A 12,343-nucleotide genomic window follows, 5' to 3' on the forward strand; every position below is an offset into this window, starting at 1 on the left:
GTCCTCGCCGAGGCGCAGACCCTCCTCGGCGAGACCCAGCAGCTCACCCTCGCCGCCCGCCACAACATCGGCGTCGTCCTGCGGATGCTCGGCCGCTACCGGGAGGCGCACGAGCAGGACGCCGACACCCTCTCCCGCTGCGAGAACATCCTCCGCCCCCACCACCCCTCCACCCTCAACTCCAACAACGCGGTCGCCCAGGACCTCCGGCTGCTCGGCCGCTACCGCGAGGCGCTCGGCCGCCAGGAGGCCAACGTCCGCCTCCATGTGAAGATCCTCGGCGCACAGCACCTGCAGACCCTCTACGCACGCAGCCAGCTCGCCCTCTGCCGACGCCGCGAAGGCGGCTTCAAGGACGACATCGGCGCCGTCATGGCCGGGGTCCTGGAGCACCTCGAACAGGCCCAGGGACGCGGCCACTACCTCACGCTCTCCGCGGTCACCAACTACGCCAACTACCTGCGCGAACACGGTGACCTCGACCGGGCCCGCGAACTCATCAACGAGGCTGAGGCCGGCTACCGCGCGCTGCTCGGACCCGCCCACCCCGTCTCCACCGGCGTCCTCGCCAACACCGCCCTCGTGATGCAGGCGGCCGGTGAGCGCACCGAGGCCATGACCATGCTGGAGGCGGCGCTCGCCGGACTCACCGCCGCCCTCGGCCCCGACCACCCCTGGGTCCTCGGCTGCGCCCTCAACGCCACGGCCGCCCGCAACTTCAACGGGCGCGTGTCCGACGCCGCCGAACTCAGCCGGGACACCCTGCGCCGGGCCCGCCACGTCATGGGCAACGAGCACCCGCTGACCCTCTCCTGCCAGGTCTCGCTCGCCACCGACCTGCGCGGACTGCGCGAGACCGAGGAGGCCACGAAGCTGGAGGAGGACGCCCTGCTCACCCTCACCAGGACGCTCGGCGCCCAGCACCCGCACACCCTCTCGGCCCGCCAGCGCAACCGCCCGTACTGGGACTTCGAGGCCAATCTCTGACGCACGGCCGCTGACGCACGGCCGCTGACGCACGGCCGTGACGCACGGCTTCTGCCGCACGGCGGGGCGGAACGCCGGAGGCCCGGCACCCCCTCGGGGCGCCGGGCCTCCTCACGCGGTACGACGATCAGGCGTCGAAGACCTCGTTGACCAGCTGCTGCTGCTCGGCCTGGTGGCGCTTGGCCGAGCCGACCGCCGGGGACGAGGAGTGCGGACGCGAGATCCGGCGCAGGCGCTCGCCCGCCGGGATGTCCGCGCCGACCGCCAGGTCCAGGTGGTCGATCAGGTTGAGCGCGATGAACGGCCACGCACCCTGGTTCGCCGGCTCCTCCTGCGCCCAGATGTACTTCGCGGCGTTCGGGTACTTGGCGATCTCGGCCTGGAGCTCGGCACCCGGCAGCGGGTACAGACGCTCGAGGCGGATGAGCGCGGTCTCCGTGTCGCCGCGCTTCTGGCGCTCGGCCTCCAGGTCGTAGTAGACCTTGCCGGCGCAGAAGACGACCTTGCGGACGTCGGCCGGGTTCGCCGTCGCGTCACCGATCACCGGGCGGAAGCCGCCGGTGGTGAACTCCTCCGCCTTGGACGCCGCGGCCTTCAGACGCAGCATCGACTTCGGGGTGAAGACGATGAGCGGCTTGTGGTGCGGGTTGTGGACCTGCCAGCGCAGGAGGTGGAAGTAGTTCGACGGCAGCGTCGGCATGGCGACCGTCATGTTGTCCTGGGCGCACATCTGGAGGAAGCGCTCCGGGCGCGCGGACGAGTGGTCCGGGCCCTGGCCCTCGTAGCCGTGCGGCAGGAGCAGCGTGACGCCGGAGGTCTGGCCCCACTTCTGCTCGGCCGAGGAGATGAACTCGTCGACGACGGTCTGCGCGCCGTTGACGAAGTCACCGAACTGGGCCTCCCAGATGACCAGGGCGTCCGGGCGCTCCAGCGAGTAGCCGTACTCGAAGCCCATCGCCGCGTACTCGCTGAGCAGCGAGTCGTAGACGTTGTAGTGGGCCTGGTCCTCGGCCAGGTAGAGCAGCGGGGTGTAGTCCTCGCCGGTCTCCTGGTCCACCAGGACCGCGTGGCGCTGGCCGAAGGTGCCGCGGCGGGAGTCCTGGCCGGACAGCCGGACCGGGGTGCCCTCCATCAGCAGCGAGCCGATGGCGAGGGTCTCGCCCATGCCCCAGTCGATCGTGCCGTCCTCGACGGAGGCGGCGCGGCGCTGCATCTGCGGCATCAGACGCGGGTGGACCGTGATCCGCTCCGGGACGCTGACCTGCGACTCGGCGATCCGCTTCACGACCTCGGCGGAGACCGCGGTGGTGACGCCGACCGGGAAGGCCGCCTTGGCGTCCGGCACGGTCGCCGTCGCCGGGGCGTTGGTGGCCTCGCGGACCTCCGCGAACACCTTCTCCAGCTGGCCCTGGAAGTCCTGGAGCGCCTGCTCCGCCTCTTCGAGGGTGATGTCACCGCGACCGATGAGCGACTCGGTGTACAGCTTGCGCACCGAACGCTTCTTGTCGATCAGGTTGTACATCTGCGGGTTGGTGAACTGCGGGTTGTCGCCCTCGTTGTGACCGCGGCGGCGGTAGCAGATGAGGTCGATCACGACGTCCTTGTTGAACGTCTGGCGGAACTCGAAGGCGAGCCGCGCGACGCGGACCACGGCCTCCGGGTCGTCGCCGTTCACGTGGAAGATCGGCGCCTCGATCATGCGGGCCACGTCGGTCGCGTACATCGAGGAACGCGAGGACTCCGGGGCGGCGGTGAAGCCGACCTGGTTGTTGATGACGATGTGGACCGTGCCACCGGTGCGGTAGCCGCGCAGCTGCGACATGTTCAGCGTCTCGGCGACGACACCCTGGCCGGCGAAGGCCGCGTCGCCGTGCAGGGCGACGGGCAGGACGGTGAAGTCCGTGCCGCCCTTGTTGATGACGTCCTGCTTGGCGCGGACGATGCCTTCGAGGACCGGGTCGACCGCCTCCAGGTGCGAGGGGTTCGCGGCGAGGGAGACCTTGATCTGCTCGCCGTCGAGGCCGGTGAAGGTGCCCTCGGCGCCCAGGTGGTACTTGACGTCGCCGGAGCCGTGCATCGACTTCGGGTCGAGGTTGCCCTCGAACTCGCGGAAGATCTGCGCGTACGACTTGCCGACGATGTTCGCCAGGACGTTCAGCCGGCCGCGGTGGGCCATGCCGATGACGACCTCGTCGAGGCGCGACTCGGCGGCCGAGTCGATGACCGCGTCGAGCAGCGGGATGACGGACTCGCCGCCCTCCAGGGAGAAGCGCTTCTGGCCGACGTACTTCGTCTGCAGGAAGGTCTCGAAGGCCTCCGCGGCGTTCAGCCGGCGCAGGATCCGCAGCTGCTCCTCGCGCTCCACGCGGGAGTGCGGGCGCTCGACGCGGTCCTGGATCCACTTGCGCTGCTTCGGGTCCTGGATGTGCATGAACTCGACGCCGGTGGTGCGGCAGTACGAGTCGCGCAGCACGCCGAGGATGTCGCGGAGCTTCATCATCGACTTGCCGGCGAAGCCGCCGACCGCGAACTCCCGCTCCAGGTCCCACAGGGTGAGGCCGTGCTCGGTGATGTCCAGGTCGGGGTGCTTGCGCTGCTTGTACTCCAGCGGGTCGGTGTCGGCCATGACGTGGCCGCGGACCCGGTAGGAGTGGATGAGCTCGAAGACGCGCGCGGCCTTGGTGACGTCGTCGTCGTGCGACGCGTCGATGTCCTTGAGCCAGCGGACCGGCTCGTAGGGGATGCGCAGGGCCTTGAAGATGTCGTCGTAGAAGCCCTCCTCGCCGAGGAGGAAGTTGGCCACGACGCGCAGGAACTCGCCGGAGGCGGCGCCCTGGATGACGCGGTGGTCGTACGTCGAGGTCAGGGTCATGACCTTCGAGATGCCCAGCTTGTTCAGGGTGTCCTGCGAGGTGCCCTGGAACTCGGCCGGGTAGTCCATCGAGCCGACGCCCATGATGACCGACTGTCCGGGCATCAGACGCGGGACGGAGTGGACGGTGCCGAGGCCGCCGGGGTTGGTCAGGGAGACCGTGACGCCGGTGAAGTCCTCCATCGTCAGCTTGCCCACGCGGGCCCGCTTGACGATGTCCTCGTACGCCTGCCAGAACTCGAAGAAGTTGAGCGTCTCGGCCTTCTTGATGCCCGCGACGACGAGCTGGCGGTCGCCGTTGGGCTTCACCAGGTCGATCGCGAGACCGAAGTTCACGTGCTCCGGCCTGACCAGGGTCGGCTTGCCGTCCTTCTCCGCGAAGGAGTAGTTCATCGACGGCATGGCCTTGATCGCCTGCACCATCGCGTAGCCGATGAGGTGCGTGAAGGAGATCTTCCCGCCCCGGGCGCGCTTCAGGTGGTTGTTGATCACGATCCGGTTGTCGAAGAGCAGCTTCACCGGGACGGCGCGTACGGACGTGGCCGTCGGCACCTCGAGCGAGGCGTTCATGTTCTTCGCGACCGCGGCGGCGGGACCGCGCAGCGTGATCAGCTCGGGACCGGCCGGGGCCTCGGCCGCGGGCTTGGCGGCGGCCGGAGCGGCCTTGGCCGGGGCAGGCGTGGCGGCGGCCGGCTTCGCGGCGGCCGGCGCGGCAGGGGCCGTGGCGGCCTTCACGGGCGCCGGAGCCGCCGCGGGGGCCGGAGCCGCGACCGGAGCGGGCGCGGGAGCCGGAACGGCCGCGGGAGCGGCAGGCGCGGCCTGTGCGGGGCCCGCCTGCGGCACCGCAGGGGCGCTCGGCGTGGTGGAAGCCGGGGCGGTCGGGGTCTCCGACGCTCCCGGCTTGTAGTCGGCGAAGAAGTCCCACCAGGCACGATCGACCGAATTCGGGTCCTGGAGGTACTGCTGGTAGATCTCGTCGACGAGCCACTCATTGGCACCGAAGGCGGCTGCGGGGCTCTTGCCCTGCCCGTCCTGGTCGGTCGGGGAGCTCGGGGTACTGGGGGACTGAGACGACACGGCGGCAACCGCCCTCTTCCGCTTCACAAGGTGATGGACAGCGGAAATAAAGGCTACGCCTGTCCGGCCGAGAGGTGCAGGCGGGGAGCGCCAACGTCGCGCAAGTCACACTTGACGGGGTGTTTCGGGGCCGTGAATGGCGGGAAACAAGCGTGGTTCCGCATGTGTGAGGGTACGGGGAAGTGCAGGCGCGGCCCCCTTCGGCCGCACCTCTGACCAGGTCCCGCTCACTTGCACGGAGGTCTCCCTCACGTACACCCGGTAAACCGGCTCCACCGGAGGCTTCGCCGCAGGACCCGGCTCTTCCGGTTCGAACCCTACGTCAATCTCTTGGTGGAAGGCTGCCCGGAAGAGTGACCCTGATGCGGCAGCCACGTGATGATTCGGCCACCCCGATCCCGCCGCCGTGCAGATCCACCGCCCAGCGGGCGATCGCGAGGCCGAGCCCCGTGCCGCCGTCGCTCCCGGGGCCCTGCCGGTGCGGGGCCGTGCCCCGGTTGAACCGCTCGAAGACCTTGTGCCGCTCCGACTCCGGGATGCCGGGACCCTCGTCCTCGACCTCCAGCTCCAGGGAGTCCGGGTACGGGCCGCGCCGGGCCCGGACCGTGACGCGGCCGTGCGGCGGCGAGTGCTTCACCGCGTTGTCGATGAGGTTCGCCATCACCTGGTGCAGCCGCTCCGCGTCCGCGTGCGCCACCAGCTCGGGCGGCGACACGTCCAGATGCAGATGCACGTCCGTGCGGTTGTGCAGGCCCGAGGTGGACGAGAGGCCGCGCTGCGAGGCGGCCAGGTTCGCTTCGCGCAGAACCCCGGACAAGTACGGCCAGACCTCGAAACGGCTCGCCCGCAACGCCACGACACCGTTGTCAAGGCGCGACAGGTCAAGCAGCGTCTCCACCAGCCGTCCCAGCCGCTCGGTCTGCTTAAGCGCCGACCGCATCGTCTCCGGATCCGCCTCGGAGACCCCGTCCACGACGTTCTCCAGTACGGCCCTGAGCGCGGCGATCGGGGTCCGCAGCTCGTGCGACACATTGGCGACCAGTTCCTTGCGGTGCCGGTCCACCGCCTCCAGGTCGTCCGCCATGCGGTTGATCGTCGACGCCAGGTCGCCCAGCTCGTCGCGCCGGTCCGCGCCCCGCACCCGCCGGGTGAAGTCCCCGCGCGAGATCGTCCCGGCCACCGTGGTCATCTCGTCCAGCGGCGCCGTCAGGGACTGCGCCACGAACTGGGTGATCAGCAGGGTCGCGATCATCGCGAAGATCGTGATGTACCGGAACTCGGTGGACGTACGGATCGCCACCAGCGCGAGCCCGGAGGTCAGCAGGACCGCCCCGACGACCAGCGTGCCCAGCTTGGTCTTGATCGAGATCGCGATCCGGTGCGGCCGGCGCACCTCGCCGTCCGGCCCCCGCAGCTCCCTCGGCCACCCGGGCCTCCGCCGGCTCACAGCGCCGGGGTCTCCAGCGCGTAGCCGACGCCATGGACCGTGCGGATCCGCTCGGCCCCGATCTTCCGGCGCAGCGCCTTGATGTGGCTGTCCACGGTGCGGGTGCCCGAGGCGTCCGCCCAGTCCCACACCTCGGCGAGCAGCTGCTCGCGGGAGAGGACCGCCCGCGGCGTGCTCGCCAGGCAGACCAGCAGGTCGAACTCGGTCGGGGTCAGGTGCACGTCCTCGGACCGCACCCGGACCCGGCGCTGCGCGTGGTCGATCTCCAGCTCGCCGAGGCGCAGGATGCCGCTGCGCGGGGTCACGGCCGCCAGCGCGGCCCGCTCCACCCGGCGGAGCAGCACGTGCACCCGGGCGGCCAGCTCCCGCATCGAGAACGGCTTGGTCATGTAGTCGTCCGCGCCCACGCCGAGGCCGACCAGCATGTCGGTCTCGTCGTCGCGGGCGGTCAGCATCAGGACCGGGACGGGGCGCTGGGCCTGGACCCGGCGGCACACCTCCAGGCCGTCGAACCCGGGCAGCATCACGTCGAGGACCATCAGGTCCGGCTGCCATGCCTCGGCCGCGTCGACGGCCGCGGGGCCGTCGGTCGCGGTCTGGACGAGAAAGCCCTCGGCGCGCAGCCGAGCGGAGATCGCCTCCACGATCGTGGCGTCGTCCTCGACCACGAGCACCCGGCGCTGGGCACCCGGAGTCGCCGCCGCACCGTGGTGAGTGGTGTGTGTCTGCTCCATTGCCCCGCCTCGCGTCGCCGATGTCGGCTCTGCAGCCTAGAGGTACCGCGGGCGTCCCGGCTATCCAGGACTTACTCGGGACGGACGCCGAGGTGAACGACGTCGGGGACGCCCCGGGCAACGGGGATCTCTTCCGTCCGTACCCCGCTGAATCCGGCATTCCGCAAGGACCCTTCGAAATCGGCGGAGGGGCGGGCGGACCAGACGGCGAGCACGCCGCCGGGGTTCAGACGGGCCGCGCAGGCCGCCAAACCCTCGGCCGCGTACAGGGATTCGTTGTCCTCGGTGACCGTCCAGTCGGGCCCGTTGTCGATGTCCAGACAGAGGGCGTCGTAGGTGTCCGGGGAGGTGTGGAGATGGTCCACCAGCTCCGTGTGCAGGATCACGGTCCGGGAATCCGCGAGCGCGGCCCCGGAGACCGAGGCGAGAGGCCCCTGGCGGTGCCAGTCGATGATCGCCTCCTCCCGCTCGACGACCACGATCCGGCCCCAGCGGGGGTCGGCGGCGGCGTGGGCGAGCGAGAATCCGACGCCGAGCCCGCCGATGAGGACGGACGCGCCGGGGCGGGACCGCTCGGGGAGCGCGGCCTGCGCCGCGTCGATCAGGAGCCGCTCGGAGCGCCCGTCGGAGGTGTCCATCAGGAAGGTCCCGTTGGCGATGATCTCGTAGTGCTCGTCGCGACGGCGGAGGACGACCTCTCCGTACGGTCCTTCGCGGCGGTCGAGGGTGACGGTTCCTGGCATCGGTCGCTCCGCTCTCGGCTCGGCAGTTGGGTCCCCGGCCATCCTCGCGGGGCGACGGCGGTGGGGACAAACCCGTTGTTCAGCGCGGGGCCCCGTGCGTCCAGATTCGGCTGCTGAGATCCGAGCCGCGGAGCACCTGCACCCGCCACGGTTCGATGCGCAGGACGTGGTACCCGGGGTCCTCGGGACCGCCGCGCCAGTATCCGGCGGGGTCGTACCCGACGCCGGTGGGGCTCCCCTCGCGGTAGAGGTCCCACGCGTACTCCCTGCTCTCCCGGTCCTCCGCCCAGGTCGAGACGCTGTCGACGAAGACGGCGTTCTGGCGGGGGTTCCAGTACGAGTAGGTGGTGTGCGGGTTGTTGGCCAGATGTGCCACCTTCACGGGCGTCCTGTAGGCGGCGAGCCAGCCGACCGGCTCTCCGTCGACCACCTCCCAGACGGGCAGCAGAACGCGGGCCCTGGGGCGCGACGCGCGGTCCACGGTGATCATGGTGGCGTAGACGATGTCCTGGATGTAGGCATTGAATTCGTTCTCGATCTCCGAGAAGGATTCCACGCGGGTTGCCATGTCCGTTCCTTTCGGCATTGGCATTGGCATTGGTATTCGCCATTCGGCATTCGGTGGTCGCCGGAAGGAACTACCGTGACGCGTCGACGCGCTCGGCCGTACGGGGAAGGCCGACGGGTCCGGCGTCGGAGTCCGCGGCCCCCGCCCGGCGGCGGAGGCCGAAGGCGCTGACGAAGGCGGCGGCGAGGGCGGCGACGAGCGGTACGACCAGGGCGGCCCGGTAGCCGTCGAGGAGCGCCGTCGGCGAGGTGCCGTCCGTGGCCGCGATGTTCACCGCGGCGACGGCGGACAGGCCCAGCGCGGCGCCGAACTGGAAGGACGTGTACAGCAGACCGCCGGCGACGCCCTGCTCCTCCTCGGCGATGCCGTCGGTGGCGACGATGGTCAGCGGCCCGTAGGCCAGGGAGAAGGCCATGCCCAGAATGATCAGGCTCGGGAACATCGCCAGGTACGTCCAGTCGGCGCCGACCGGCAGGAACAGCGCGTACGACAGGGCGGCGAGAAGCAGACCGCCGAAGATCACCCGGGCGTTGCCGAACCTGGCCACGAGCCGGGGAGTGAGGGTGGGGGACAGGACCGCGTCCACACCGATGACGATGAGGGCGAAGCTGGTCTGCAGGGTCGACCAGCCGCGCAGCTCCTGCAGGTAGAGCACCGCGATGAACTGGAAGCCGAAGAAGCCCGCGGCGAAGAGCAGACCTGCCAGGTTGGCGCGGACAAGCGAACCCTTGCGGAAGAGACCCAGGCGCACCAGCGGCGAGGACGATCCGCGCTCGACGGCGACGAAGACCAGGAAGAGCACCAGGCTCGCCGCGACGGTGCCGATCGTCGAGGCCGCGGAGACGTGCGCGGCACGCTCGACGCCGAAGACGAGGAGCAGGATGCCGCCGGTGACGCTGATCGAGCCCGCCAGGTCGACGCCCTGGCCCGCGCGGTCCGGGCGCGGCGACCCGGGGATGAGCGCGATCGCCGCGACCAGGATGAGAAGACTGAGGACGACCGGCGCGAAGAACACCCAGCGCCAGTCGACGGCGGTCAGCAGGCCGCCCACGACGAGGCCGACCGAGAAGCCGCCGGCCGCGGTGCCGGAGTAGACGAGCAGCGCCTTGTTGCGCTGCGGGCCCTCGTCGAAGCTCGTGGTGATGATGGACAGGCCCGCCGGAGTCATGAACGCGGCGGCGACACCGGTCACGAAGCGGGCGACGATCAGCATCCAGCCCTCGGTGGCGAACCCGCCGAGGCCGGAGAAGAGCAGGAAGACCACCAGCCAGAAGACGAACATCCGGCGGCGTCCGAACAGGTCGGCGGCCCGGCCGCCCAGCAGCATGAACCCGCCGTAGCCGAGTACGTAGGCGCTCATCACCCACTGGAGCATGCCGGTCGACATGTCCAGGTCCTCGCGGATCGACGGCAGGGCCACGTTGAGCATGGCCACGTCGATGCCCTCGAGGAAGATCGCGCCGCACAGCACGAACAGCACGCCCCAGGCGCGCCCGCTCATGCGGTCCGTACCGCCGCCCGACGGGGATTTCGGAGTGGACACAGAATTGCTCCTTGCACGCGGAGGAATGGTCGCGGGAATCGGCCGCGTTCTCGCGGCAGGCGCGTGGAATTCCCTTGGGATCCCCGTGAGAAGCCGGCCCGGCAAGGGCGCGGCACAAGGAGAGAACCGTGCCGCGGGATTCCCACGCGTCGATGTGGAAATCCTGCGGCACGGCGGAGATTCGGGGAAGAAGGCACTTCGAAGTCACCCGGTCACTTCAGGGGTACCGACCTCACTTCACGGGTACCGTCCCGCTTCACGGGTACCGACCTCACTTCACGGGTACCGTCCCGCTTCACGGGTACCGACCTCACTTCACGGGTACCGTCCCGCTTCACGGGTACCGACCTCGCCTCACTGGTACCGACCTCGCCTCACGGGTACCGACCTCGCCTCACGGGTCCGGCCCCTTCGCGAGTACCGGCACTCTCGCGGGTACCGGCCGCACGGAACGGGTCGTCAGGACTCGCCCGCCACCCGCCGTGCGCCCCGCCACGCGTACAGGCCCGTGCCCGCCACGAGCGCGGCGACCGCCACCGTCCACGCCCCCGCCTGGGTGCCCGGCTGCATCACCCAGGCCCACCACTGCGCCCCGCCGCCCGGGGTGGACGGGGCCGCGAGATAGACCGTGCCCACGAAGAAGGCCGGCGGCAGCCAGCTCAGCCGGGCACCCACGACAGCGGCGGCGGCCGCCGTCACCCCCACGAGCCCGAGGGTGTTGCGTACGGCGGCGAGCGCGCCGAACTCCTGCGCGTGCCCCGGCACCGCCAGCGCGAGCAGCGCGACGGCGAGGACGGCAGGGGCGAGCACATGGGCGAGACGGCGGGGCCACCACGCGCGTACCGCCGTACGGTCCAGCTCGTCGCTCGGCGTGTGGAGACTGGTGCCGATCGCGGCGGCCGCGAGCAGCGGGCCGAGTGCGACCACCGGCAGCCGGGCCGTGTGGTCGAACTCGGGCAGCGACTCCAGCCACCGGGCCGCCCAGGCGGCGGCCACCGCCGTTCCGGCGAGGGCGGCCAGGGCGCCGGGCAGGGCGCGCGAGCGCAGGTAGAGCAGGGAGGAGGGCCTCACGGGACCGGCACCTCGTCGGGGCGGCAGGTGTTCGCCGCCAGATAGCGGGCCAGGTAATCGCGTTGGGCGGCCGCGGACTTGGCGCGGAGCCGGTCGATGTACGGCTGGGCGGCGGTCGGGTCGGGCCCGTAGCCTTCGGGTGTCGGCGCCAGCCACTCGATGACGGCGAGGTTGATGACGCTCGCCCGCTCCGCGTGCGGACCGGTGTTGTCACCCGGTCGGCAGGTGTCCGAGAACAGCCAGGACACCGCCGAGTTCAGATACAGGTCCGGGCGCGGGAGCCGGCCGCGCACCGCGTCCGCCGCCGCGTCGGGCAGTGCGACGTCGCCGGGGAGAGGGGGTCCGAACGGGCCGCCGACCCAGCGGACCGGGGCGCCGGGCAGCCCCTTGAGGCGCGCGTTGAGGGGGGCGAGTGCCGCCGACACCTCCGGCAGCAGGCGCGCGTCCACGGCCGTGAGGCAGATCTGCGGCGTGCCGTCGTCGCAGAGCGGGCGGGCCAGGGCGGGGTCCGGACGCCAGGGTCCCTCGTCCGTCGGCAGGCGCAGGATCAGCGCGGCGGCGGCGACCGCCACGGCCAGCGGGACCAGGGCGAGCGGCCGTCGCGCCCGGCGGAGCCCGTACGCCAGGAGGGCGGTGAGCGCGAGCCCGGCCGTCCACGCCATCGACACCGGACCGAACCACCACACCGGCCTGTCCCAGAGGAACTGGTGCTCGGCGGCGGGGTCGAGCCAGCGGACGGTTCTGTGGCTGTACGCGCCGATCCCCAGCGCCACATAGCCGACGATGCCCAGGAGCGGGGCCGTCAGCCGCCAGCGGACCGTACGTCCGGCCACATGGCCGAGCGCGCCCAGGGCGGCGACGGCGACCGCGTCGGCGGCGAGGAGTTCGAGGAAGGGGCGGCCGCCGGAGGCGTACGGCCAGGTCGTGAGGAGACAGACGGCGTCGGCGAGGAGCACGCCCGCGGCCGGCCAGAGCGCGGACGGGGCGACCGCGACGAACAGACGGCGGAGCGGCGAGCGGGACACGGACTCCCAGAGGTCCAGCGTTCCGCGCCGCAGGTCCCGGCCGCCCTGCCAGCAGCCCGCCGCGAGCGCGAGCGGTCCGGCGAGCAGCCCGGCGGCCACATGCAGCAGGTTCGTGGCATCGGCCCAACGGCCCTGCCAGCCGGGTGCCTTGCCGTACATCGTCACGAGGACGGTGAGGAGGACGGCGACGCCGGTCCAGGGGCCGAGGCCGCGGCGCAGCTCGATGAGGAGGGGCCTCGGCGTGCGGGCGGTCCGTACGGCGGTACGGGGCGGGGG

Annotated in this window: 9 protein-coding genes; 1 reads left to right on the plus strand and 8 read right to left on the minus strand. The window is 71.4% G+C overall.

Annotated features, from left to right (window positions below):
• Positions 1-987 (plus strand): tetratricopeptide repeat protein (locus tag AOK00_RS28315; protein WP_254047536.1); only part of this gene is annotated, 987 nt, incomplete at its 5' end.
• 127 nt (positions 988-1,114) lie between these two features.
• Here the strand turns inward: AOK00_RS28315 and AOK00_RS28320 are convergent.
• The 8 genes from AOK00_RS28320 to AOK00_RS28355 all read right to left on the minus strand — a co-directional run.
• The gene (locus AOK00_RS28320; RefSeq protein WP_055603092.1) at positions 1,115-4,936 is read right to left on the minus strand and encodes a multifunctional oxoglutarate decarboxylase/oxoglutarate dehydrogenase thiamine pyrophosphate-binding subunit/dihydrolipoyllysine-residue succinyltransferase subunit; all 3,822 of its coding nucleotides are present in this window, start codon (positions 4,934-4,936) and stop codon (positions 1,115-1,117) included.
• Positions 4,937-5,258: 322 nt separating this feature from the next.
• Positions 5,259-6,329, minus strand: a complete 1,071-nt coding sequence (locus AOK00_RS28325) for a HAMP domain-containing sensor histidine kinase (RefSeq protein ID WP_055603093.1) — start codon at positions 6,327-6,329, stop codon at positions 5,259-5,261.
• Positions 6,330-6,379: 50 nt separating this feature from the next.
• A complete protein-coding gene (locus AOK00_RS28330; protein ID WP_030207163.1) occupies positions 6,380-7,117 on the minus strand; it encodes a response regulator transcription factor in 738 nt (245 codons plus the stop codon).
• A gap of 71 nt (positions 7,118-7,188) precedes the next feature.
• Entirely contained in the window at positions 7,189-7,860 is a 672-nt protein-coding gene (locus AOK00_RS28335) for a spermidine synthase (RefSeq protein WP_055603094.1), read from the minus strand.
• Between the two features lie 79 nt (positions 7,861-7,939).
• Positions 7,940-8,428 (minus strand): pyridoxamine 5'-phosphate oxidase family protein, encoded by a 489-nt coding sequence (locus AOK00_RS28340; protein ID WP_055603095.1) that lies wholly within the window; start codon positions 8,426-8,428, stop codon positions 7,940-7,942.
• Between the two features lie 70 nt (positions 8,429-8,498).
• Complete coding sequence (locus tag AOK00_RS28345; RefSeq protein ID WP_055603096.1) at positions 8,499-9,929, minus strand: MFS transporter; 1,431 nt, start codon at positions 9,927-9,929, stop codon at positions 8,499-8,501.
• A gap of 501 nt (positions 9,930-10,430) precedes the next feature.
• Positions 10,431-11,042, minus strand: coding sequence for a hypothetical protein (locus AOK00_RS28350; RefSeq protein WP_055603097.1), 612 nt, complete (start codon positions 11,040-11,042; stop codon positions 10,431-10,433).
• On the minus strand, positions 11,039-12,343 hold a 1,305-nt coding region (locus AOK00_RS28355; RefSeq protein ID WP_055603098.1), incomplete at its 5' end, for a hypothetical protein. The genes AOK00_RS28355 and AOK00_RS28350, both read right to left, overlap by 4 nt.

The sequence above is a fragment of the Streptomyces aureus genome (assembly GCF_001418135.1).
In the GTDB taxonomy this organism is placed as follows: Bacteria; Actinomycetota; Actinomycetes; order Streptomycetales; family Streptomycetaceae; genus Streptomyces; species Streptomyces aureus_A.